This is a genomic window from Rhodospirillaceae bacterium, assembly GCA_040219235.1.
Classification (GTDB): domain Bacteria; phylum Pseudomonadota; class Alphaproteobacteria; order Rhodospirillales; family Rhodospirillaceae; genus WLXB01.
The window spans coordinates 938764-961154 of record JAVJSV010000011.1 but is presented as its reverse complement, the minus strand read 5'-3'; the positions used below and the strand labels follow the sequence as shown (position 1 = coordinate 961154).

Genomic DNA, 22391 nt, shown 5'->3' with positions numbered 1-22391 from the left:
TGGCTCGAAAGGCTATCCTAGGCTAGCGTGCGACATTCGTTAGGTTGCGCTAGCGTGTCACTTACTGGAGTTAAGGAAGGATATATTATGTCCGGCCCAACAGGTTCCCACTGGCTTCGTAATCTATCACTCAGCGCACTGACTACCCTCGCTGTCTGCGCTTGCGGTGAAACAGAGAACTCCGGCACAATCGACATAAAGATTATTGAGCGGGAAGACTTTACCTATTCCGCTGGCTACAGCAACGGATGCCGCTTCAAGGTTCAGGTCATCAACAACACAGAGATAGCTTTAAGCAGTCTTGACGTCTTTGCTACTGCTGATGACGAATTTTTATTCTCCATCAGCAGTGAACTTCCGGTCAATGGCGCTTCGATACGGACACATGATGTACAACAGAACCAGCGGTGCAATGAATTTAGCAACGATGTAAAGCTTAAGAAAAATCATTGTACCCTCGGCACACTGAGTGAAGCCGAATGCTTTGATGCAGTGCAAATTGTCCCGGCTGACTCCTAGTGGATGTTAATAAAGAGAATGATGTTCTTACCTAACAGAGAACGTCAGACCGGTTAGAGTTGGTAAGACAGAGCAAGGGAAAACAACGCCGATGACCACTCCCCTTTTCATGAGCGATGGCCCTTGCGCTTTATGTGGGTCAGATATTCGCGAACATGATCATACAACTCAAAAATACGTTAGCCGACGCAGCGCACTCACAGCAGTGGGCGCGGCCTCAGCTTTTGCGGGCACCTCCTTAACCTCACGTAAACCTCTGGCCCAAAGACCAGAGAGAGGAGACATTCCTGCCGGTGAATTTGTTGTTGAAGCAGGATGGCTGTTGGTCGAGCAGAACGGCACGCACGCGTTGATTCAAAATGGATCGGTCTTGGTTTCAGGTGGTCTTATTGCCAAGGTCTCTGCGGACCGCATCGCCGGTGACTACAAACGCATCGACGCGCACAAGCACATCGTAACGCCTGGGTTTATCAGCGGACACACGCATGCCTGCACGGCCACACCCACACGCGGCCTGATTGAAAATGGACGACGGCCTAACAATCGACGCCCGCAAGAGCTCGTCGAACAATTAAGTGACCGCGATCAGGATAAGCTGACCGCCTACAACGTGGCCGAACTCTTACGCAGCGGCACCACCACTCATGTCGAGATGAGTCTCAGTTTACGGCAAGCACAAGCTTATGTGCGAGTTGCAGAAGCTTGGGGGGTACGCGGGTATCCCGGCGGCATGATCCCTGGTTCAAACCGCCTCGAACCGATCTGGTCGCGCACCGATGATCAGGTTTTGCTGGACTCGGAAGACGGCACCCTGGACGAGATCGCAGCCAATTTGGCCTTCGCCAAAGAAAAAATGGGGGCGTCCGAGGGACGTATTTTACCCATGATGGCACCCCACGCCACAGACACCCATACGCCTGCCACCATGACCGCACTCGCTGCCGCTGTAACAGAACTGGGAACGGGACTGCATATCCACCTCTCACAATCCGGTCAGGAAACAGAGCGAGTTAAACGCATGTGGGGTGTCACCCCGACGCAATGGCTGGAAAGTTTCGGACTATTGGACGGAACAGTCTTTGGCGCCCATATGGGCGGCTTAGATTGGACCATTGATCCAGAAATATTGATCAAAAAGGGCGTGGTTCTAGCCCACTGCCCGTCCGCCGGCGGCGCTGGGGGATTCAGTCAAAACTATCCAGAAGCCCTCGCCGCCGGAATTTCTGTGAATATTGGGATTGATACACACTCAAACGACTACCTTGAGAACCTAAAACTGGCCGTGCTTTATGGCCAAGCAAGATATGCGATCCTGAGAAATGGTCCGCAGCCGGTCAAAAACCCGACCATGTGGACTGCGCTAAGAAACGCGACCTCTGTTCCCGCAGATGCGCTGAAACGGAAAGACATCGGTCGCATTGTGGAGGGGGCTAAAGCAGACCTCATTTCAATCGACGTCTCTGGCTTTCTGGTAGGTGGCGGCACCTTACCGCCCGAGCCCGTGAACAACCTGTTATATGCCAATGGCTTGATGGTGAAGCACGTCATTACTGACGGATATGTGCAAGTTTTTGAAGGCGCTTTAGTGGTAGATGACGAATCCCGGGTTTTAGAGGATGGGGGTGCCGTTATGGCTTCTATCTATGATCAATTAAGAACCGAGAACTGGTTTACGGCTCTGCCCAGAGAGTGATGCGGGACAGCATCGTCATGTAAACCGTTGGTCTGGGTCTCAGGACAGGCTATGACATAACTTGACCTTTTATTTGAGCCCCACAACCAGAATGAGCGTTACGTGACTGATACTCCGCACCCCGTTTACCCCCACCTGTTCTCGCCAATCACCGTCGCCGGTAAGCAGCTCAAAAACCGACTTGTACACGCCTCAATGTCATTACGTTATGTGACGGACGGATCGGTCAACGACGACACCATCACCTACTACAAGAATCGCGCCCAAGGCGGCGTATCCATGTCCATCACAGAGCCTATGGGTACAACCCGTTGGAATGTCGCCCCGCGCCGCATCCAAGTGTTTGGCAAGGCCAACGGGGACGGTTTAAAACGCTTTGCCGATGAAGTCGGCGCGGAAGGTTGTCTGATGTTGGGGCAACTTCAAGACTCAGGGCGTGGTAATCACGAAGGCGGTCGTAAAGCCAACTCGATCGGTGCGTCCCCCCTACCAGATGACCTAAGCTGGACCGTCCCTCACGCGCTATCGACAGAAGAAGTGGAAATCATGATTGCAGACTTTGCAGAGTCTGCAGCCTGGCTGAAAGAATGCGGCTGGGGCGGTATTGAAATCTCTGCCGGACACGGTCATATTTTCCATCAATTCTTTTCTCCTCATTCCAACGCCCGCGAAGATAAATTCGGTGGTGACATCGAAGGCCGGTCGCGATTGGTTTGTGACTTAATGAGCGCCATCCGCCAGCTTGCTGGCAGTGACTTCATCATTGGCGTCAAACTGCCAGGGGAAGATGGCGTACCTGGAAGCATTGATCTGGAGGAATCCAAAAACATCTCCAAGCAAGTGGCCGCAAATGGCAATGCTGATTACGTCACCTACTGTTGGGGGTCGCATTCCGACACCTTGTACTGGCACCTGCCCGATCTCCATGGAGAAAGGGCACCTTTTGTAGAGAAAATAAAACAGATCGCGGAACCGTTTGGGGATATTCCGGTCGGCGCCCTTGGTCTGATTACCGACCCCAACGAGGGCGACCGCGCTGTGCAAGCCGGTCATGCAGATCTGGTGATGTTGGGACGACCATTGGTGACAGACCCAGCCTGGGGCAAGAAGGCCATGGAAGGCCGTGAAGCCCAAATTCGCTATTGCGTCTCAGGCAATACCTGCTGGCAAGTCATCATCGCAGGCGGGCGGCTACAATGCGACAACAACCCGCGCGTCGGCCAACCCGATGAAGTGGACTGGTGGCCTGCACCAGCAGAAATCAAACGTAAAGTTGTCGTCGTCGGCACAGGTGTTGCCGGTATGGAAGCAGCCTGGATTGCAGGAGCCCGCGGCCATGACGTGACAGTTTTTGGGATTTCAGGCGATGTTGGCGGCAAGACACGGCTGCACGCTGAACTGCCTGGGGGTGAGAACCTCTCGAGTATTTATGACTACCAGCAACTCAATGCCAAGAAAGCCAATGTTAAGTTTGAACTCGGCATCACGGCATCAGACTCTGATGTCCTGGCGCTGAATCCAGACGCTGTGATTTTAGCCACTGGCTCAACAATGTCCTGGCCATCGTTTTTGCCTGAAGAATATAAAGATGAAGGGTTTTTCCCGGACCTAAGGGAAACCATGGCCATGCTGCTTGAGCGCCCCTCTCCACAACCTGGAACGGCTGTGATCTATGATCACGATCACACCAAAATGACGTACGCGTCAGCTGAATGGCTCGCTGATAAGTTTGACCGGGTGATTATTGTGACGCCGCGCGATCGGATTGCATCTGATGAAGCGCTGGTGAATCGCCAGGGCATCTACGCACGGCTTATGCAGAAAAAGGTGCAGTTGCTTACCTGCTTTAGTCCCTCACCTGAATCCGCGTTTGAAGAAGGGCAGATCACCGTTAGAAACGTCTTTAATGGCGAAGAACAGGTGATTGATGATGTCAGTCTGTTTACCTATGCAACATCCCGTATTCCAAATTTAGGCATGGAAAGTGCAATGAGAAAAGCTGGCGTAGAGATGCATGTTATCGGCGATGCTTACGCCCCTCGGGTTGTGGTTACCGCGACTGCTGATGGCAATAAAGCTGGTTTAGCCGTCTGAGTCGGGGAAATATCTCACATCATTTGGAACGAACTTGGCCCCACCGCGTTACCTAGTCATGCAGAATATTCATGCATGGCTTGACGAGGGTAATATGGCATTTCGTTCGATTAAATCTGTAACAACTTTGACTGCGGGCGTCGTTCTCTTAAGCGCTTGCACCACATATGATCCCTACACCAATGAGCAAGAGGTTTCCAAAGCGACCATCGGCGCGGGCATTGGAGCGGCCAGTGGTGCGGTGATTGGCCTCATCACAGGCGACAATTCAAAAGAACGCCAGCGCAACGCCCTGATTGGGGCTGGCGTCGGCGCACTCGCAGGCGGTGGCGTTGGTTTATATATGGACCGGCAAGAAGAAAAACTGCGTGATGAATTACGTAATTCAGGCGTCAAAATCGAACGGGTTGGCGACGAAATCCGTCTTAATATGGATCAGAGCATCACCTTTGATGTCGATAGCGCTCAAATCCGATCCGGCTCATATAACGCATTAACATCCGTTGCAAAGGTGCTCAGAGAATTCGACAAGACGATGATTGATGTCGCCGGCCACACGGATAGCGATGGCGGTGAAAACTATAATCAGGCCCTATCTGAGAGACGGGCACGAAGCGTTGCACAAGAAATCGTGTCTAAAGGCGTGCTCCCAGAGCGATTGCTCATAGCCGGATATGGTGAGACGCGGCCAATTGCATCGAACACAACAGCCGCCGGCAAGCAAGCCAATCGGCGCGTAGAGATTCAAATTTCACCGATTCTGGCGACTAGGTCCTGACACTCTAAAGAGGCTGAAACATTTCGAGAAAAACACCGTCGGGCGTCGTCACTGAGAACATTTTAACGTCACCATAAGGTGGCATTGAAACAATCACAGGCGGCCCCGACACACGCCCGCCGTTATCTTTGATGTTCTTCGCCCTTTTTTCAGCGTTAGCAACAGGGAAGCGTAGAGTTAAGATACCCAGGTTAGGAGCCACAGCCCGGTGGGTCAGGTCACGCCCCTCCAAGCCATCCCATTCGACAAACTCAACGCGACCACTTTCCCCCCCAATGGGATGCATGATCGCGGATTTGAGAGGCGTTGAAGTTACCAAATTAGCCGGAAGTCCAAAGTTGTTGGCATCTTCTTGGGCTGCAGGCGCGTTTCCAATCGACATTGAAACAAAGCCCAGTACGTCCTCGTAGAAAGCGACGGTTGCGTCTCGATCTTTGACGATTTGCATCGCATTAAAAGGACGGCTCATTTTTTTGAGGTTTGGCCAGCCATCCAGGCCAGGGACCACGCGTTCATAAACACCGAAGTTAATGCCATCCGGCCCGCGCAACACAACATTCCTAAGACTACGCTCTGGCCCAAGATACAGAGTTACGGGATCATTATAGCCGGTCCATTGGTAGCGTCGCGCATCTGCAAAATTCTGATCAACGCCACGTGACCTCAGCAATAGGGATAGAAACCCGCCAGTATCCCAGGATTGCGCGCTGGATCGTATTTGCACTTGCTCCGCACCGGAGAACTGCACCAGGCGGACTAAGCCCTGTGTTTCGCCTGGGTTCTGCAAGACGATAAATCTAGCTGAAACTTCGCCATCAAGCCCCCAAAGCGCAAGCTGCCGTCTATCCACATCGCCAGACAAAATTGGCTGCCAGCCCGCAATGTCTTGGAGTTGAGTCTGCCATTGTGTTGCATCACTTACGCTCAGCACGGCCTCTTGCCAGCCTGCGTCCACCTCAAGCGGCCAGCCAGGCTGAGCATAAGGAGAGCTGCTAAAGCCCAGTATTAGAATGGCTAGGGCTGTAAGTGCGCCAAAAAGGGACGGCATGTAAGACCTCCATAAAATGTTGAGCCCCAACTTACTTGCCAGCCCTCGCACCACGCAATCGTTAGAATCAGTGAGCCAAAAACACTGAAGGGCTTGAACTCCATTGGTAATTCGTCGTCCAATCCACCACCTTTAGATTGATAAACGAATAAAAGGATGGACTTAGCTATGATGGAAATCGGCATCTTCCTACCGATCGCAAAAGGCGGCTTCATTATTTCGAAAAATGTACCGCCGACCTGGCCTACATGGGAACTCAACCGCGACGTGACTTTGAAGTGTGAAGCGCTAGGTTTCGACTTCGCTTTATCCATGGTTAAGTTTCGTGGCTTCGGCGGTGAAGTTGAGTATTGGGATTACGCCCTTGATTCCTTCACTTTAACCGCCTCGCTTGCACCAGTCACAAGCAAGATCAAGCTTATTCCATCGGTGACAAACCTGTCTCTGCATCCCGCCGTCGCGGCCCGCATGGCCTCAACCATTGAAGCTGTTTGCCCAGGACGCTTTGGCCTGAACATTGTTTCCGGGTGGTACAAAGAAGAATTCAACCAAATGGGCTTATGGCCAGGCGATGAATTCTTTGCCACGCGGTATGATTATGCAACCGAGTACGTGCAAATTCTAAAAGAGCTATGGGAAACTGGGAAATCGAACTTTAAAGGCCAGTTCTTTGAGATGAACAATGCCGAGATCAAACCACAGCCGACAACACCAATCCCATTGGTTTGCGCTGGTCAGTCGGACCGCGGTATCCGCTTCACAGCCGAGTTGGGCGACCGCAACTTCGTGATCGCAGGGGGTAATAGCCATGATATCGAGAGCGACATTGAAGCCTTCAAAAGCATCACATCGCGACTTCAAGCTCATGCAACTGAATTAAAACGCGACGTCGGCACCATTGCCCTCTTCAACGTTTTTGCGGCCGAAACAGATCAGGATGCTCTCAAACGTTTTGAGCACATTGTGGAAGGCGCTGATGAGGAAGCGATTACCAACCTCGTTGGCCAGGCTGAACTCGATAAATCCGATGGCATGTCTGAAAGCCTGAAACGCAAATCGATGTTTATGGGCCTGCCGACGCTTGTTGGGTCTTACGCGACTGTCGCGAATTATTTAGATCGCATTTATGACGAAGCGGGCGTGAGTGCCTGTATGTTCGCTTTCCCTGACTTTGAGCACGATATCGATAAATTCGGGGAACACATTCTACCCAAGCTAGAATCCCGAAAAAGCGAATCCTAAGAGGAGACCGGGCATGAGCAGCACGAAACTGCGTCTGTGGTATGCACGCCTAGTGATGGGCTTGGCCCTAATAATATATGGATTCCTTGCGAGTTTATACGCCTTCAACCCGTTAGCGGGGATCGATATGTTTGGCGTTAGCCTCTCAGGCGAAGCCCATTCAGTTACGTTCTTGCGCACCGGGGTTGGGGCTATGTTTTCGAGTCTCTTTTTTGCCGCTCTAATTGGCTTAGCCCGTCCGAAATTATTCATGACCTGTTTAACAATCATCGTCGGGGTTATGACCATTATCGTTGCTCTCAGGGTCTATGGTCTGATCGTCGATGGCATAACAGACAAGAACCTCTCTGAGCTAAGAACTGAAGGTTTATCTTGGCTGTTCTTCGTGAGTGGTTGGGTTTCTTATCCACGTGCCGTCAGGCGCTACGAGAAAACGAACGATACAGATTAAAACGCAAGCCCCTCTAATGCACTTTGATGACAATTTTTCCGATCTTGTGACCGCTTTTCATATACGGAATCGCGTCTAAAAAATCATCAAAGGCATACACCCGATCAATTACAGGTTTAATTTTGTTGGTCGCCATCGCCTGGATCAAATCCTTTAGCATGCGTCGACTACCGACAATAATGCCTTTAATCGTGAGATCTTTGATGATGAGATTTGGGAATCTCGTCAGCACAACTGGCTCACCAGAGCCCTGACCATGCACAACCGGATTCGCGCCGATATACATGACACGCCCGTTTGAGGCACAGGACGAAAGACAGTTCTCCATCTCCTGTATACCCACATTATTGAGCACTACATTGGCACCTTCTCCACCGGTCATTTCAAGAACGGCATCGGACCAATTTGGGTTGTTTTTATAGTTAATGGTCAGATCCGCGCCCAACGCTTTCATCCGCTGAAGCTTCTCGTCGCTGGAAGACGTCACAATCACCTGAGCACCGAGCATTTTTGCCCATTGCATGCCGAACACCGAAACTCCACCGGTCCCAAGAGTCAGGACTGTATCGCTGGGGCGCACGCCACCCGCCTCAACAACCGCGTTCCAGGCCGTGAGGCCCGCACTTTGCAACGTACTCGCTTCTTCATAAGACAAGCTGTCGGGGATACGCACAAGAGCCGCAGCTGGCACCACAACTTCTTCAGCCAAAAAGCCGTCCAATGTCGCCGAGTAATCCTGCTCTGCCATAGAGGCATGCCAATCACCATCAAGCCACTGCCAGTAGTGGGTCATGGTCACGCGATCTCCAACGACCACATTTGTGACTCCAGGACCGACGACAGCAACATCCCCGGCGTTATCACTAAGAGGCACCCGCGTGTAAGGCATCGCCCGTGTCGATAAGGCGCCTTCCATAATTGAGAGGTCGCGGGCGTTGAGACCTGTGGCCCTGACCTTCATCAGAACTTCGCCATGCCCGGGTGTAGGACGAGGGCGTTCAACAATATGCAGATTAAGACCGGTCGAATAATCGCCTATTTCATAAACTCTCATAGTGTACGCCTCTCATAACTTTCAATTAGACGAATACCAGCTTCATAAGCATCCTCATGGAAATTCCAGAGAAAACTAAAGAAAACAGCCCTTTGGAAGGGATCCATCTCTGGCATCAAGGCCAAAATCAGATCCTTAATGCATTAAATACGGAACCTTCACATATGAGAAGCGTTTGAGGTTTAAGGTGTGCCGCCTAACTGACACTGCGTGCATCACAACCCCCTCGACTTTCTAGTTGTCTAACAGAGGAAATCAAAATGCATATTACTTTACCTCAACTCCCTTTTGCTATGGATGCTTTGGAGCCACACATATCAAAACAAACAGTGGAGACGCATTACAGCAAACATCACAAGGGATACGTCGATAAAACAAATGATAAGATCGACGATTTTGACAAGGCCGCACAATTATCACTTGAAGATCTGATTCACTTTGCAAATAAGAATTCTGACCGCAAAGATCTGTTCAATGTGGCTGCGCAGATTTGGAACCATAACATTTACTGGCAGTCACTTTCGCCAGATGGAGGTGGCAAACCTTCTGGTCCCTTTTCTGAGGCTTTAAATAAAAGTTTCGGTAGCTTTGATGCCTTTAGTGAAAAATTTAAGAAAGTAGCGACCAGCGAGTTCGGTAGCGGATGGGCTTGGCTCACAGCCGGTAAAGAGGGACTCCGCGTCCGCTCAACTCATGACGCTGAATGCCCACTGGTCGATGGTGAAACAGTGCTGGTATGCTGCGACGTTTGGGAACACGCGTACTATCTGGACTACAAAAACGAGCGTCAACGATACGTAGATATATTCTTGAACCACCTTGTGAATTGGTCCTTTGCTGAGGAGCAATGGCTTACAGAAAAGTAAAAAACTGCATGCAGGTACTTCTGATGACTTTTTTATGTTTAGCAACTCTTCCATCAGGAACATTCGCTTCTCTTTAGCGTTCTACTGTCACTACTCAAGACATTAGCGACCTCTGCCCTTAGCGATTCAGAGTGGCAAGACAAAGTATTGAGACACAAATAAAGGAGAATAAAAATGAGATTTGTTATTGGTGCTATCGCAATTATCGTGATTGCAGTGGTTGCCTTTTACACCGTCGACCTAGATGTCAATGATAGTGGCGCCTTGCCCAGCATCGAATCTTCAGTCGAAGTGGACCCTGGTGAACTTCCTGATTACGACGTTGTGAAAACAAAAGATGGACGCGCACCCACGGTAAGTGGCGACATAGACGTTGAAGGCGGGCGCATACCAGATGTTGATGTAGATGTTGTTGACGTTGAAGTCGGTAGTGAAGATGTAAAAATAGAAGTTCCTGATGTTGACGTCGAAATGAAGGAAAAAACAATTGAAGTTCCATCTGTAGACGTCGATCTACCAGAAGATCAATAGAGCTAATCCCGCTCTTCTAATGCCACCTCCCCCACCGCCCAGGTGGCATAAACGGAAATGCCACGCCTCTCAGCGCGGCATTTCTCTTTTTTTGCTTATTTAGATCGCGCAAATAAAGATGATCCATTAGGCAAAGAAAAACCCCGTACTCAAAAGAGTACGGGGTTTTTATCTATTGGGCTGATGTAGTGGAAATTAATCAGCAGCGTCTTCAATACCGTCGCCAACTGATTCAACATCACGACCGACACCCTCAACAGTATTACAGCCTGAAAGACCTGCCATCAGAAATACGCCAAAGATCACAGTGGCGATGCGCTTTAGAAATACTGTCATGTCAAACATACTTTAACCTCTCCTACTTATGACAAATTAAGATCGCTTGAGATAAACGCATATGAAAGCACAAAGTTCCGTAAGACACACAACTTGCAGTACAACAGGCATAATTCTATCAGCGCAGCAACATGATCTCGAAAGATCATTCACCACAAATAGAGTTATCTGCCTTTCATCAGGCGTGAGCGGAAGTTGATGTATTTGATCCGGAGAGACCTATTCGAACGATGAATAAGGCGTGACTGGACTTAAAAAGGCTTGCTGCATTGCGCGGTTAAACTACTTTTCCGCTTCCGGCAGCACCGTAAAATCAGTTGATTTGGCCTGCAAATCAGCTGGTTCCGCTTTTTCTTGAGTGTCTAAGCCGATTCTCAGCAATTCCCGAATGGCTGCAGAACGAGACGGTAGGCGCATTTCGTAACGCCATTCTTCTATTGCTTTGAGTTCTTCTTCATCGAGCATAATTTGCAAACGCTCTGTTCTGTAAGCTCTCTTCGGTTTGGTCATCTGCTTTTTTCCTATCTCAAAACCTGCAAGCCAGTCACCAACTCAACAAACGACACTCATACCACGTGAAACGCGCAAGTGCGTAAAAATACTCATTTTAAGGCATTTCCTCAAAGAGGTGAAAGACCACTAAAATGGGTATCTGAGTTCAATTAGATTGAACCATCTTGTTGGTCAAAAACACACCCTACTCAAAGGTCTACAACGTAGGTTTTGTGCCATTTTTATGCACATCTTTTCCTTGTTTAAAGGTCACAGATAGCTACCCTCTCCTCAGCAACATCGACGTAAACGCGATAACAAGAGGAGAAACCAAATGGCTACGTTAGAACAGTTTTCTGACGCCACAAAAACTGACCCTCAAGAATTAACGACGCATATCTCGGCTCTTGAGCGCTATGCACTTAAGCTGACGAAGAATGTCACCCAAGCTGAAGATTTGGTGCAAACAAGTTTAGAACGCGCCCTGTCCCGCCTTAAACAGTATCAGATGGGCACTAACATGAAGTCCTGGTTATTCACGATCATGCATAATGAGTTCATCGATGAAGTGCGGCGTGTGGCACGGCGCGGCCATCAAGTTGAAATTGAAGACTGGCAGGAAAGTGCATCTACACCACAAATGCAGGAGAAATCTTTGGAAATGAGAGATTTTGAAAGAGCGTTTAATCAACTGGAAGCGACGGAACAAGAGTTGCTGCGCCTCGTTAGTGTAGAAGGTAAGACATACGATCAGTTATCAAATATTTTTGACGTTGAGATTGGAACGATAAAGTCACGGCTCTTTAGAACACGAGAGAAGCTTAGAGCCATTCAAGAGAGAGTGAATTCAAATGGGGCTAAAGGGAGCAAAAACGAAAGGGCAGCATGAAAATGGTGCACGTAAAATATGACCTTAGAAAGAGTAGAGTTCTTCACGCCGAGTGACCTGAGCGCATATGTTGATGGCGAGCTTGAAAGCAAAACGAAAAGAGCACTAGAACATTATATTGCTGATAACCCGGACGCGGAATTCACTGTTAAAGCTTATCAGCAACAAGCTCAGCATCTGAGAAAAATTTATGGTGGCGCAAGTACTGTCCATTAGCCTCCATTAGTAATTAAACAAAGAACAGAGTCGCAGCTTCAAAGGAGCGGCTCTTTGTCTTTTGGGGCCAACCATTGGCTTTTCAATAAAGCTAACATGGAACCAATACCCTCGGCGTTCGTTTTGTAAGTGAGTAAAACGGATAAGCACCCGATGCTCGCAGCAGAAACGAAAACGAAAGGATAAGATAATGCTTAGTTGGGCTCTTACATTTTTGATTTTGGCTTTGATTGCAGGGCTATTCGGTTTCGGTGGAGTAGCAGCAGCTGCATCAGGCATTGCTCAAATTCTCTTCTTTGTGTTCCTTGTGCTACTGGTGATTTCGCTCATATTTGGCATGGGACGAAAAACCAACCTCTAAATTAAAGGGTTGTTCTTGAGAAGAGCACTGCACAACGCGGCGCTCTTTCACTTCTAGCCCCCTCCACAGCGCATTGGCGTCTATGACATTGACGAATCCCTCCTCCATTCCCCCTCGAAACAACCGGCTTAAGTTCGCCATTATTTTCGGGTTATGCTCAGTCGTCGTCATCGGACTGCTTATTGCTCTGGGCGGCGCAAGCACACCGTTTTTGGCTGGTGCCGTATTTGCATACATAGCGATGCCGGTCGTTGACAAGTTAGAGGCATGGGGCTGCAGAAAATCTTTGGGTGCTTTTGTTGTCACGATGGTTTTCTGCGGTGCATTCATTGCCCTGCTGATGATTCTTATTCCACTGATTATGGATCAGATCAGCAGCTTCATCCGCGCCTGGCCAGAGCTTATATCGGGCGCAAAGTCAAAGCTCATCACGTTCTTAGATAACCATGTGCCTGGCGTCAGCAAAAGCGATTTGATCTCGAATGATCTGGATGTCAAATCGATAATAGATAAGACGGAAGAGCCGGCGAGCCAGGCTGTTAACCTTGTGTTCTCAGCGGTTGACCTGATCCTGTTCACGGTACTTACACCATTCGTGTGTTTTTTCCTGCTGAAAGATGGTCACAATGCTATCGAAGCACTCAAGACTATTTTTCCTCAAAACCAACGCTCAACTGCGAAATTCCTGATGAATGCAATACACGTAAAATTATCAGGATTAATCCGAGGCCAGAGTCTTGTTATGCTGACACAAGCCGTAATCCATTCAGTAGGGCTGCTAGTTATCGGGTTAGAAAACGCCGTTTTGATTGGGGTTCTCACCGGATTATCCGCCATAGTCCCTGTTGTAGGAAATCTGGTGCTCTTTGGCATCGCCCTTGTGGCAGCTTTTGCGCAATTCAATGATATCCTACCACTTATTTTGATTTGCCTTCTTTATGGCACCAGTCAGATCTTAGAGACTGCTGTGTTTTCACCCTTTTTCGTAGGGCGCAACGTCAGAACTCACCCTCTATGGATCATTTTTGGCTTGCTGGTTGGCGGGTCTTTGCTTGGTGCAACTGGTGTAATTCTAGCGCTGCCCATCGTTGTTATTACTGATGTATTTATCAGTTTTATTATCAATGAGCGTCAACGTATTGAAACCAAGGAAAGCACTCTTCCTGAAGCAACGGCAGGGGATCCACCCCCGCCAGCACCACAGCCATATCAAGAGTCAGCATAAATAGATCGAAAACTTAGTAACGTTCAGGGAACAAAGTGGACGCTGAACCGTTTCTAAGGTGTAACTTTACTTAATAAAGGAGCTCACCATGTCTACTCAAACATATGACAAAGAAATTAAAGCGCTTCGCGACGATTTTGAAGCTCTTAAAAGCGATATCTCTGAGCTCACCACCGCTGTACGTGCCGACGTTAAGGCCACGGCGAAAGCAAAATCACAGCAAGCTGTAGATGCTGGAGCAGCTGGTGTTAACGCTCTTCAGGCAACGATCGAAGATCGTCCTTTTGCCACCACACTGACTGCTTTCAGTATTGGATTGATCATTGGCAAAGCCCTTAATAGATAGTCTCGAGTCAGATTAAGCAGAAAATATAATGTCTTTCTTATCTACGATTGAGCAAGTTGCTGTTCGAGCCACGCTATTAAAAGTTATGGCTAGCACGGCAGCTTGCTTTCTGCTTATTGCTATCACAAGCGCAAGCGTTACTGCCTTTATGGTGATTGCGGCAAGCTATGGACCAGGTGTTGCAGGCGCAACAGTTGCAGGTGGCTCCGTTATCTTTGCGGCTTTAATTGTGATTGTGGCTTGGGCATTAGCCAAGATCAAAAAATCAGCTGACAGCACTCCTTTGCCATCTGAAAAACTAAACGGCCTTAACGGGCAAGAGGAATACGCAAAACAAAATGCGGACAAGCAGATCCTGGCTCAATTGGCGCACCTCATTCAACAAAACCCTATGATGGCTGCGGGCGTTGCCCTTGCCGCGGGGATAGCCGTATCCAGCAATCCCGACTTGGTTAAAGAGGTGCTGAAGGGCATCAACGAGGCTAACAAGTAGTCGGCCAAAACCTTCCTGTATCATATGGTACAAAGCATTAGCTGAGGTTATTTAATCTTTGCAATTCTTTGTAAAAGTTAAGCGTCGCTAGACTCGAATTAAAAGGGGTGTCAGGGATGCGTTTGCATTTAAAAAAGAATATCTGCCAAGCGCTGCTCGGGCCAACACTGTCCCTTTGTTTCGTTACGCCAACTTTGCCTCAAGTGACAGCCTCCGTAGAATTCAGCAGTGATGATTTTGAGAAAGAGAAATCAACGATAAATGCGTGGCTATCGCGTATTGATGAGATAAAGGCTACCGCCGAGACCCAAAAACCTTAACCAAGCTCAGGCGTCTAATTTCAGGGAATAAGTCAGAAACATCAGGACTGGCGCCCAAGACCTAAATGACATCATTCGAGACGAGATAGCCCGTCTTGAGGCCCTGCTCAACCCACCAACCTTAAGCTCTGAAGGCAATAAATCTGTTGCTCTCGAGACCGCAGCAGCAACACCGAGCCCACTACCATTGACCAATTTGGGCGCAACACAAAAATCTTACGCCTCAGAAAAAAAGAGTGATGAACTGGATACATCAACCGAGTCAACAGATGGCCAGGCAATAGCGCAGCGGTCAAAGTACGAAGCACAGAAAGTTTTTCTAGAAGACCAGCTTTCTAAAACAGAACTCATACTCGCACTCTCAAAACAATTAGATAACGAATTTCTAACTGAAGGTGTGCGGGCTTTTATCGATGCCGTATTTGACCCTTTGCCACACGCTTTGGCATCAGACACTTGGATTACCGCAGCAGAGCAAATACTTGAAATCCTGGCTGAAGTTCAGAACTATGCTCAAATATGGTGGTCCGGATATGATAGGTCTGCACAATCTAAACATTCACAACTGAGTTTAGCGTTCATAGCGGCCATTATACTACTGGCTGTGCTTTGCAGACGATGGATTAGAGACAAATACCCGCGCCCGAGAACCAGCCATCCAGAATCACAAACCGATCTCGTTTACGCATCGTAGCGATTTAAGATTTGTTATAGATGCAAAATTCAGAGGCAACGGAATAGAAATACCTTTTCCACAACGGGTTATACATCACGCTGATAAATCGAAAGAAGACGAAGCATAAGATTGGGAGTAGAATAGGCAAATGATACGGGATCAATCTAGACATAACGTTTCGGGAGAAGACGTTCAGGCATGGATCGATGGAGAACTCTCAGAACTAGAAGCAGCACGCGTCAAGGCGGCCCTTGCCCGAAATCATGATTTAAGGAAACTTGCAAAAAGCCTCAGAAAACAAATTGAATTGATGCAAACTATGCATACTCCGAAAGGAATAACCTCTAGCTCGAGTCCCCCAACAGAAAAACTGCAACCTCTGGTCAGAAAACCGTTCATTTATGCAGCAACAGTGCTACTTGGGATTGGGATCGGCATCGGGTGGCTTGGCCAGGATTGGGTTCAACGTAAAACTACGGAAGCCAGGTGGAACAGTGAGGTGCTGAATATATACGATTTTCTCACAGAGGATTCCTTCTGGTCCGTTGACTTCACGCCAGACAACAAAGCAAACCTCGAGAAAATTACAGAAAAACTGTTTGGAAAAACCTTACCTATTCCCGATTTAAATGATCGGAATTTCGCTTACTATGGCGCAAAGGTAATGCCCGAATGGGATGGAGATAACCTCTATTTGATTTATCGGGACCCACAGAAGAGATTGGTGATGGTCACCATCAGTTCTGGCCAAGCAATAGGCTCTAGGTTCCGTCCCAGGGACGTTACATTTGAGAACTTAAAATTCCAAACCCGGCAAATGGATGGTTTCGGAATATCAATTGCAACGCCCAAGGATGATGACACGTCTAATTTCGTATCTGCGAGAGTCTTTTCAGCATTTAGGTAATGCGCCTGCCTCTGTTAAAGCGTAAATTTCAATCCTTGGTATACGGAAGTCAGTGGAACATCCACGATGGCGCAGGTCCTTTCAGGGAACCATTAGGGTCCAAGCAAGCGTTACGACTAAAGCCTTCAGTTTCTTAACGTCAATCACTCGAGAGAGTCAGCCGTATTTGTGTTAATTCACCCTCATAGTATCCACCGTTGCATTCTGCTTTTTTAAGTTCGCAACTCAGAGCCAACTCACACTGGTGTGCAACCCTTTCCAATTCGCAGTTAACACCATAACTCTCGACAAAATCACCACCTCACCTTACTTTTCAATATAGAGGTATTGGGTGATAACTTGTTACTTAGAGGTGAAAGCATGGACATACATAAAACCGTCATCTTAGGTTTATGTGTTTTCTTCTGTGCGAGCACGTCTTCATCTGCGCAACCAGAAAACAGCTTGGTTGATAATTATGTGTGCCCGGAATCGTCCGGAGGAACACTTACTTATCCTCAAATTATCACTAAGTACGCTGACAAAGACTCTAAGTTTGTAGTGCTAGAAGGCAAAGTCGGCATCCGCGTTCACTACAAAGATAATGGCAGCGGTCCTGCAATCCTACTCATTCATAGTTCGTCGGGAGACACAAAGGATTGGGATCCCTGGGTCGAAATACTCAGTGAAGATTACCGCGTCATCCGTTTGGATCTGCCTGCTTTTGGGCTAACAGGTATGGTGCCAAGTGGCAATTACTCTGTTGAACGTTTTTTGACTCTGATTGATGCGCTGATGGATCATCTTGCCATCCAGAAATTTGCAATTCTTGGAATGTCTTACGGTGGACCTGTGGCATTCCGTTACGCCGGAACCCGTGTTGACCGCATTTCTGCATTGGTCTTGGGAAATTCCGCCGGAATTGAATATGGAGGGCGCGGCGGAACTGTTGAGCGGAATCGCGACTTCAATGCAGTTTTTACCCCATCGACACGCGAAGCGCGATTTACAGCTGAGTTTTTAAATACGGTCATAAATGATCCCAGCAAAGTCACGCCTGAACTGATCACCCGCAAGACGGATCTTGCGAATGTTGTCTGTCGAGACTGGGAGTCGTTTATTGCAACTCGCTTGTATGAGCGCGGCAATCCTGAGCGAGTTCTCAATCATGTTCGTGCACCGGCGCTGGTGTTCTGGGGCGGCAACAATTCTGCTTTATCGGTGGAAACGGCAGATGCTTTTGTAGAGGCATTGCAAAACGCAAAATCTGTAGAGAAGATCATTTACGAAGGTGGAGGGCATTTGTTGCATATCGAACGCCCCCGCCAAACAGCCCGGGATGTAAAAGAATTTTTCGACCAGAACATCAGATGATTTAACCATTTAGAATTTCGATTTTGGTTCAATAGCTTACAAAAATAATTTGGCAGAAAAGTAGGTAACTGCCAGCTCTTACAGCCGTCAGCGATAGTGTTGCATACTGCTTAATTTAAATAGTCTATGGTTCGCAACTCAAAGCATAGGATAGCTCGCCCCTTTTGATTCCCTCCCGAAACGCTTATCCAGAAGGACATTAAAAAATGACCGATGACGCCCATACCTCCAAGCGCTCTGGCATCAGCCGAAAATCCGTCCTTAGAGGGTTTGCGGGCACTGGTGCAGCGGCTCTAAGCACAGGCTTTCTTAGAAGCACTACGTCTGAGGCCTTCGCACAAGCCTCCCCCAGCAAGATCGTGAAAGTGCCGGCAAACGGTAAATATGAAACTGTGGCGCTGCGCAAAGACGTCATTCGAGTGACCGCAGTCCAGTCACCGATCCGAGCGGCCGATCCCAACAGTCCCAAAAAGGTCATGACTGCCAACCTGAACTCCATGTTGGAAAGCATTGACCAAGCTAACGGCTTCCCGGGCCCTCAGGATTTGGTCTGCTTCCATGAGCAGCCCATCATGGGGTGGAACCCTTGGACCCGTGAAGAAGCCCTGAAAGTCGCCATCGAGATTCCTGGCATAGAAACAGAAGCTCTGGGCAAAAAAGCCAAAGAATATGGCTGCTACATCGCCTTTGGAACTTATGCCAAGAGTGACGATTGGCCTGGACACCTGCTCTTGATCGGAGTGCTCATCGGACCGGATGGGGAAGTCGCCGCACAGCATTGGAAACTCCACAACGTACGCCTAAGCCCCACTTGGACCATGTACACTACATCTGTCTGGGATGTGTTGGACCAGTACACCGAGATGTATGGTGCCGATGCGGTTCTTCCTATTGCGCGCACGGATATTGGGAATCTTTCTCTGACCATTTCGCCCTATGATCCCGATATTCACCGGGCACTGGCTATTAAGGGCGCTGAAGTCTGCGTGCGCTTCTCCTCCGGTGGGTTCAGCGCTGAAGACTCTAAGTCTGCGGCTTTATTCAACCAAAATTACGTGATCACCGTCAACCAGTCGCTCTCTCCGGATCAACCGGGCTTTCCAGCCTACGCTGGCGCTGGCGGTACAAGTATTTATGGTCCGTTTGGGCGCGAAGTGGACATGGCAGAGTCAATTCATGAGGAACACATCACAGCTGCGATTCCCATCGCTGAGTTCCGCAACACACACCGTCCCCCAGACGTTCCCCTGGCTATGGTTATGCCTGTCTATGAACAGTACCAACCGCCTAATCCACCAAACTTACTGGCCAAATATTTGCCGGAAACCCCTGAAGAGGCCGCCAAATTCTTCACTTCAAACCGCACTTGGTAAGGAGACAACCTAATGAAACGCAGAACTGCACTCGGCGCCCTTGGCGCAACGCCATTTATGGCAGCCACCTTCGGACGGCAAGCATATGCGCAAACCGATCTGCTCGATCTTGATCCGACCAATCCGGATCATAACTTGATGGTCTTCCGCAAACTCGCGCATAGCATGGACGATAGTTTAGCCTTCTTCTGGGCGAATTTGCGGCGCATGGGCCAAGAAGGCCCGGTCGCCACCCCGATGTGGGATATCAAGCTCGCCTCCGTGTTAGGGACGAAGGACGTCGGCGAGGACGGCACTTACGAAAACACGGCGATCAGCATGGTGGCCTACACTGACACGGTCACTGGAGAAGTGTTGGAAACATTTGATAATCCTTGGACTGGAGAGACAGTAGATATATCGCTGTTTCCCTCTGCGCCGGCGACGCGCATCATAACGAAAGAGGGAATCAAAGCGCCACTGATTGAGCGGGAAGGCACAATTGTCGATTACGCCAGCCCAATCGGCCCGAGCTATATCCAAGGCGATAAAGTCTGGGTTTACGGCGATGATATGACGACGCTGAGAAGCGATGACGACGAGCGCAAACTGGTCTTCGGGGTCAATGATTGGAGCACATTCACGGGGCTGTACAAAGACGTAGCTGATCCATCCAACGGTAATCCTCTGTCAGACTGGTACTTCAATGACATCCTGACATGGTCGCCCTGGCTCAAGATGCCCGGGCACCCCGGCAACATGATCTCACGCGGGTTCGGGGCGAAGGTTCGGTCCTTCGACGAGATGCCTGCAGACATTGTTGCGCTGGTTAAACGTATGCATCCAAAAGTTTATGCAGACCCGCGTGCGGCCCTAGGCCTTTAGTGTGATGCGTCCGACCCGCCGTTCCGTTGTCAAAAGCCTTGGCGCTGCGGCGCTGAGCAGCCCCTTCGCCGTTCACTCACATTCTGCGCGGGCTCAGGACAAGGCTGATGTGTTGGTCCTCGGTGCCGGATTGTCGGGTTTGCAGTCGGCCTTGCTGCTGGAAGAACTTGGCTACAGCGTCATTCTGCTGGAGGGCCGCAATCGTATCGGTGGCAAAGTCCTCACCCACAAGATGCAAGAGGGCTTTGTTGAATTGGGTGGCCAAACCATCGCCGCTGGCTACGGTCGAATGCGCGACATGGCTGCGCGCACAGGCATCGAACTCTTCGACTTTTTACCGCGCGTTATGATGGACGGTGCGCCCGCGCTTGCGCTGAATCACCAGATCATCCCAAAAGCGAACTGGGCCGACTCACCACTAAATCCGTTTGCGCCGCATAACAAGGACAAGATGCCGTGGGAGTTGGCTTCGGGCATTCTGGCAAAGCACAATCCACTTAAGGACCCTGGTGACTGGAGCGACCCGAAAAGTTTTAACCTGGACGTGCCGTTTTATGACTTCTTAAAAGCGCACGGCCTCACCGACGCCGAGATTGAGCTCAGTTACAACACGAATGTGGGTTACGGGACATCAGCCCATGATATCTCGGCGCTGATGATGTTCTTTATTCAGTCTTGGAACACACAACAGAGCGAAGGCGCGCCTAACATGTTCGGTGCGCCCGGTGGCAACACAGACATCATCACTGGTATGGCGAATCAACTCAGCACTGAAGTACGGCTCAACCAGGAGGTCCAGTCTATTAATTCGTCTGGTAAGGGCGTCGAAGTGCGTTGTGCGAATGGGTCTCGATACTCCGCCAAAGCCGCCATCTGTTCTTTCCCCTTCTCGACTTTGAAATATGTAAATATTACGCCCACACTGTCTAGTGCACAGCAGCAAGCCGTTTACACCCTGCCCTTCATGCAGATCACAATCACTGTACTGGAGGCCGCAGAGCCTTTTTGGGAGAAAGACGGCCTTGGACCAACAACGTGGACCAATGGTCCGGCAGGCATCATCACCGCTACCCGTTATGGCGAGAGCGGCGAGGTCAATGCATTGACGTCATGGACGCGTGGCCATGACGCCGCCCGATTGGATCGTCTGGGCCCAGACATCGCTAAAGCCCTGGTGTTACAGGAGCTTGAAGCCGCCCGACCAGCCGCCAAGGGTAAGGTGAAGGCCACGCATTATCATTCTTGGGGGGCCGAGCCGTTTTCTGCCGGCGACTGGGCTGTGTTCCGTCCTGGCCAGATTGCTTCCTTCCGCTCAGAAATGGCGACTCCCCATGAACGTTTGTTCTTCTGCGGGGAACACACGGCCATTTCTAATAGAGGTATGGAGGGTGCGCTCGAGTCAGCCGAACGGGTGGTGTTTGAAGTGATTGAGCGCATATAGTTTATAGGCTATTTAGATGGAACGCCTCTAATGCCATGATATTTGCCCAGAGTCATTGAGCTGTTCAGCACGTTCAGACAACGGTCTGTAAAAAGTGGTGCCCAGGGGCGGATTCGAACCACCGACACACTGGTTATGGGCCAGAAGATTCAAGGCCAAAATCTATGCTGTTCTTAAATCCATCACGGTATGTCCAGTCGTCATCAGCCCACTGTCTCTCAAAGATAAAAATGCGAAAGCCTGTACAGAATTTGTGGCATTCTTCCGCCGCATCCTGAGAACTCAATAACTCCTTAGCATTTCGGCGCATCTCTGAAAGAAACCAAGGTCTATGAATACGGTTTTCAGCTCGAATGATGGGTTCCCAAGTGTCTCGGAGGATATGATAGTTTTCGTTGTCTCCTGCCACCCAAAGGTCTTGGCATCGATCATGAATCGCTTCGATAAAATTCCACATCATAAGCGCATAATTCTCATACCTACTAATTTTCTCCTGATCCGCATCTGTAAACGGACTATAGTCTGCCTTTATCGCCTCATCGTCATGAGCGATGGTCTTTGGGCTGCGAAGAAAAGGGTATGTTAGCGATAAGGTGAGTAACTCAGAATAGAATCGATCTAGTTCAGAGTAATGCGATACCTTAGCGTCTTGGTTTCCTTGTTGAACTGCATTTCTGAAATTTCTCAATGAGATCCATAACGCTATCGCAGCGATTGTAATCGAAAATGTGGTTAGGACGTCGCCGAATTCTAATACTCTTTCAATCTTTAAGCCCATGAACTCGAAGTCAAAGTATAAGTCTTCTGAAGTCATACGACACCC

26 protein-coding genes and 1 tRNA gene are annotated in these 22391 nt (G+C 49.3%); 21 read left to right on the top strand and 6 right to left on the bottom strand.

Going from position 1 to position 22391, the window contains the following annotated elements; all coding sequences use genetic code 11:
• Positions 1–87: 87 nt before the first annotated feature.
• The 4 genes from RIC29_08520 (at position 88) to RIC29_08505 (ending at position 5084) form a co-directional block, all read left to right on the top strand.
• A complete protein-coding gene (locus RIC29_08520; GenBank protein MEQ8734953.1) occupies positions 88–519 on the top strand; it encodes a hypothetical protein in 432 nt (143 codons plus the stop codon).
• A gap of 91 nt (positions 520–610) precedes the next feature.
• Positions 611–2212: an amidohydrolase family protein gene (locus RIC29_08515; protein MEQ8734952.1), complete on the top strand. Its 1602-nt coding sequence runs from the start codon at positions 611–613 to the stop codon at positions 2210–2212.
• A gap of 102 nt (positions 2213–2314) precedes the next feature.
• Positions 2315–4306, top strand: coding sequence for a hypothetical protein (locus tag RIC29_08510; GenBank protein ID MEQ8734951.1), 1992 nt, complete (start codon positions 2315–2317; stop codon positions 4304–4306).
• 94 nt (positions 4307–4400) lie between these two features.
• Entirely contained in the window at positions 4401–5084 is a 684-nt protein-coding gene (locus RIC29_08505) for an OmpA family protein (protein MEQ8734950.1), read from the top strand.
• A gap of 4 nt (positions 5085–5088) precedes the next feature.
• Here RIC29_08505 and RIC29_08500 read toward each other — a convergent pair whose 3' ends face one another.
• The gene (locus tag RIC29_08500) at positions 5089–6132 is read right to left on the bottom strand and encodes a hypothetical protein (protein MEQ8734949.1); all 1044 of its coding nucleotides are present in this window, start codon (positions 6130–6132) and stop codon (positions 5089–5091) included.
• Between the two features lie 168 nt (positions 6133–6300).
• Here RIC29_08500 and RIC29_08495 point away from each other — a divergent pair, with 168 nt between their 5' ends.
• Together RIC29_08495 and RIC29_08490 are read left to right on the top strand one after the other, a co-directional pair.
• Positions 6301–7374 (top strand): LLM class flavin-dependent oxidoreductase, encoded by a 1074-nt coding sequence (locus RIC29_08495; protein ID MEQ8734948.1) that lies wholly within the window; start codon positions 6301–6303, stop codon positions 7372–7374.
• Positions 7375–7387: 13 nt separating this feature from the next.
• Positions 7388–7825: a hypothetical protein gene (locus RIC29_08490; GenBank protein MEQ8734947.1), complete on the top strand. Its 438-nt coding sequence runs from the start codon at positions 7388–7390 to the stop codon at positions 7823–7825.
• 13 nt (positions 7826–7838) lie between these two features.
• Here RIC29_08490 and RIC29_08485 read toward each other — a convergent pair whose 3' ends face one another.
• A complete protein-coding gene (locus RIC29_08485) occupies positions 7839–8879 on the bottom strand; it encodes an NAD(P)-dependent alcohol dehydrogenase (GenBank protein MEQ8734946.1) in 1041 nt (346 codons plus the stop codon).
• A 260-nt stretch (positions 8880–9139) separates the two neighbouring features.
• On the opposite strand from RIC29_08485, the gene RIC29_08480 reads away from it, so the two are divergent.
• Positions 9140–9745 carry a superoxide dismutase gene (locus RIC29_08480; GenBank protein ID MEQ8734945.1) on the top strand — a complete coding sequence of 202 codons (606 nt, stop codon included), beginning with the start codon at positions 9140–9142 and terminating at the stop codon, positions 9743–9745.
• Positions 9746–9919: 174 nt separating this feature from the next.
• Positions 9920–10276 (top strand): hypothetical protein, encoded by a 357-nt coding sequence (locus RIC29_08475; protein ID MEQ8734944.1) that lies wholly within the window; start codon positions 9920–9922, stop codon positions 10274–10276.
• A 195-nt stretch (positions 10277–10471) separates the two neighbouring features.
• Here RIC29_08475 and RIC29_08470 read toward each other — a convergent pair whose 3' ends face one another.
• Complete coding sequence (locus RIC29_08470; GenBank protein ID MEQ8734943.1) at positions 10472–10621, bottom strand: entericidin A/B family lipoprotein; 150 nt, start codon at positions 10619–10621, stop codon at positions 10472–10474.
• 273 nt (positions 10622–10894) lie between these two features.
• On the bottom strand, positions 10895–11122 hold the full coding sequence (locus tag RIC29_08465) for a ribbon-helix-helix protein, CopG family (GenBank protein ID MEQ8734942.1): 228 nt from the start codon (positions 11120–11122) through the stop codon (positions 10895–10897).
• A gap of 316 nt (positions 11123–11438) precedes the next feature.
• On the opposite strand from RIC29_08465, the gene RIC29_08460 reads away from it, so the two are divergent.
• The 13 genes from RIC29_08460 to RIC29_08400 all read left to right on the top strand — a co-directional run bounded on the left by RIC29_08460 (position 11439) and on the right by RIC29_08400 (position 21568).
• The gene (locus tag RIC29_08460; protein MEQ8734941.1) at positions 11439–11993 is read left to right on the top strand and encodes a sigma-70 family RNA polymerase sigma factor; all 555 of its coding nucleotides are present in this window, start codon (positions 11439–11441) and stop codon (positions 11991–11993) included.
• A gap of 18 nt (positions 11994–12011) precedes the next feature.
• Positions 12012–12209, top strand: a complete 198-nt coding sequence (locus RIC29_08455) for a hypothetical protein (GenBank protein MEQ8734940.1) — start codon at positions 12012–12014, stop codon at positions 12207–12209.
• 190 nt (positions 12210–12399) lie between these two features.
• Positions 12400–12570 (top strand): DUF1328 domain-containing protein, encoded by a 171-nt coding sequence (locus RIC29_08450; GenBank protein MEQ8734939.1) that lies wholly within the window; start codon positions 12400–12402, stop codon positions 12568–12570.
• Between the two features lie 82 nt (positions 12571–12652).
• Complete coding sequence (locus RIC29_08445; GenBank protein MEQ8734938.1) at positions 12653–13795, top strand: AI-2E family transporter; 1143 nt, start codon at positions 12653–12655, stop codon at positions 13793–13795.
• An 88-nt stretch (positions 13796–13883) separates the two neighbouring features.
• Positions 13884–14141 (top strand): hypothetical protein, encoded by a 258-nt coding sequence (locus RIC29_08440; GenBank protein ID MEQ8734937.1) that lies wholly within the window; start codon positions 13884–13886, stop codon positions 14139–14141.
• Positions 14142–14169: 28 nt separating this feature from the next.
• Positions 14170–14634 (top strand): hypothetical protein, encoded by a 465-nt coding sequence (locus RIC29_08435; protein ID MEQ8734936.1) that lies wholly within the window; start codon positions 14170–14172, stop codon positions 14632–14634.
• Positions 14635–14750: 116 nt separating this feature from the next.
• Entirely contained in the window at positions 14751–14954 is a 204-nt protein-coding gene (locus RIC29_08430) for a hypothetical protein (protein ID MEQ8734935.1), read from the top strand.
• Positions 14955–15141: 187 nt separating this feature from the next.
• Positions 15142–15648, top strand: coding sequence for a hypothetical protein (locus tag RIC29_08425; protein ID MEQ8734934.1), 507 nt, complete (start codon positions 15142–15144; stop codon positions 15646–15648).
• Between the two features lie 130 nt (positions 15649–15778).
• On the top strand, positions 15779–16537 hold the full coding sequence (locus tag RIC29_08420) for a hypothetical protein (protein ID MEQ8734933.1): 759 nt from the start codon (positions 15779–15781) through the stop codon (positions 16535–16537).
• A 360-nt stretch (positions 16538–16897) separates the two neighbouring features.
• Positions 16898–17890 (top strand): alpha/beta hydrolase, encoded by a 993-nt coding sequence (locus RIC29_08415; protein MEQ8734932.1) that lies wholly within the window; start codon positions 16898–16900, stop codon positions 17888–17890.
• A 206-nt stretch (positions 17891–18096) separates the two neighbouring features.
• Positions 18097–19263, top strand: a complete 1167-nt coding sequence (locus tag RIC29_08410; GenBank protein MEQ8734931.1) for a nitrilase-related carbon-nitrogen hydrolase — start codon at positions 18097–18099, stop codon at positions 19261–19263.
• A gap of 12 nt (positions 19264–19275) precedes the next feature.
• Positions 19276–20127 (top strand): DUF1838 family protein, encoded by an 852-nt coding sequence (locus tag RIC29_08405; GenBank protein ID MEQ8734930.1) that lies wholly within the window; start codon positions 19276–19278, stop codon positions 20125–20127.
• A gap of 4 nt (positions 20128–20131) precedes the next feature.
• A complete protein-coding gene (locus RIC29_08400; protein MEQ8734929.1) occupies positions 20132–21568 on the top strand; it encodes an NAD(P)/FAD-dependent oxidoreductase in 1437 nt (478 codons plus the stop codon).
• Between the two features lie 95 nt (positions 21569–21663).
• Here RIC29_08400 and RIC29_08395 read toward each other — a convergent pair.
• Together RIC29_08395 and RIC29_08390 are read right to left on the bottom strand one after the other, a co-directional pair.
• Positions 21664–21732: transfer RNA gene (locus RIC29_08395), tRNA-Met, on the bottom strand.
• Complete coding sequence (locus tag RIC29_08390) at positions 21702–22382, bottom strand: hypothetical protein (GenBank protein ID MEQ8734928.1); 681 nt, start codon at positions 22380–22382, stop codon at positions 21702–21704. Before RIC29_08390 ends, RIC29_08395 begins: the two co-directional genes overlap by 31 nt.
• Positions 22383–22391: the final 9 nt, after the last annotated feature.

Coding starts and splice junctions, on each gene's coding strand:
- RIC29_08490 (MEQ8734947.1), top strand. CDS start 7,388: ATGAGCAGCACGAAACTGCGTCTGTGGTATGCACGCCTAGTGATGGGC.
- RIC29_08450 (MEQ8734939.1), top strand. CDS start 12,400: ATGCTTAGTTGGGCTCTTACATTTTTGATTTTGGCTTTGATTGCAGGG.
- RIC29_08465 (MEQ8734942.1), bottom strand. CDS start 11,122: ATGACCAAACCGAAGAGAGCTTACAGAACAGAGCGTTTGCAAATTATG.
- RIC29_08405 (MEQ8734930.1), top strand. CDS start 19,276: ATGAAACGCAGAACTGCACTCGGCGCCCTTGGCGCAACGCCATTTATG.
- RIC29_08410 (MEQ8734931.1), top strand. CDS start 18,097: ATGACCGATGACGCCCATACCTCCAAGCGCTCTGGCATCAGCCGAAAA.
- RIC29_08440 (MEQ8734937.1), top strand. CDS start 13,884: ATGTCTACTCAAACATATGACAAAGAAATTAAAGCGCTTCGCGACGAT.
- RIC29_08505 (MEQ8734950.1), top strand. CDS start 4,401: ATGGCATTTCGTTCGATTAAATCTGTAACAACTTTGACTGCGGGCGTC.
- RIC29_08430 (MEQ8734935.1), top strand. CDS start 14,751: ATGCGTTTGCATTTAAAAAAGAATATCTGCCAAGCGCTGCTCGGGCCA.
- RIC29_08445 (MEQ8734938.1), top strand. CDS start 12,653: ATGACATTGACGAATCCCTCCTCCATTCCCCCTCGAAACAACCGGCTT.
- RIC29_08480 (MEQ8734945.1), top strand. CDS start 9,140: ATGCATATTACTTTACCTCAACTCCCTTTTGCTATGGATGCTTTGGAG.
- RIC29_08435 (MEQ8734936.1), top strand. CDS start 14,170: ATGTCTTTCTTATCTACGATTGAGCAAGTTGCTGTTCGAGCCACGCTA.
- RIC29_08520 (MEQ8734953.1), top strand. CDS start 88: ATGTCCGGCCCAACAGGTTCCCACTGGCTTCGTAATCTATCACTCAGC.
- RIC29_08420 (MEQ8734933.1), top strand. CDS start 15,779: ATGATACGGGATCAATCTAGACATAACGTTTCGGGAGAAGACGTTCAG.
- RIC29_08475 (MEQ8734944.1), top strand. CDS start 9,920: ATGAGATTTGTTATTGGTGCTATCGCAATTATCGTGATTGCAGTGGTT.
- RIC29_08455 (MEQ8734940.1), top strand. CDS start 12,012: ATGACCTTAGAAAGAGTAGAGTTCTTCACGCCGAGTGACCTGAGCGCA.
- RIC29_08485 (MEQ8734946.1), bottom strand. CDS start 8,879: ATGAGAGTTTATGAAATAGGCGATTATTCGACCGGTCTTAATCTGCAT.
- RIC29_08390 (MEQ8734928.1), bottom strand. CDS start 22,382: ATGACTTCAGAAGACTTATACTTTGACTTCGAGTTCATGGGCTTAAAG.
- RIC29_08415 (MEQ8734932.1), top strand. CDS start 16,898: ATGGACATACATAAAACCGTCATCTTAGGTTTATGTGTTTTCTTCTGT.
- RIC29_08495 (MEQ8734948.1), top strand. CDS start 6,301: ATGATGGAAATCGGCATCTTCCTACCGATCGCAAAAGGCGGCTTCATT.
- RIC29_08470 (MEQ8734943.1), bottom strand. CDS start 10,621: ATGTTTGACATGACAGTATTTCTAAAGCGCATCGCCACTGTGATCTTT.
- RIC29_08500 (MEQ8734949.1), bottom strand. CDS start 6,132: ATGCCGTCCCTTTTTGGCGCACTTACAGCCCTAGCCATTCTAATACTG.
- RIC29_08400 (MEQ8734929.1), top strand. CDS start 20,132: ATGCGTCCGACCCGCCGTTCCGTTGTCAAAAGCCTTGGCGCTGCGGCG.
- RIC29_08515 (MEQ8734952.1), top strand. CDS start 611: ATGACCACTCCCCTTTTCATGAGCGATGGCCCTTGCGCTTTATGTGGG.
- RIC29_08460 (MEQ8734941.1), top strand. CDS start 11,439: ATGGCTACGTTAGAACAGTTTTCTGACGCCACAAAAACTGACCCTCAA.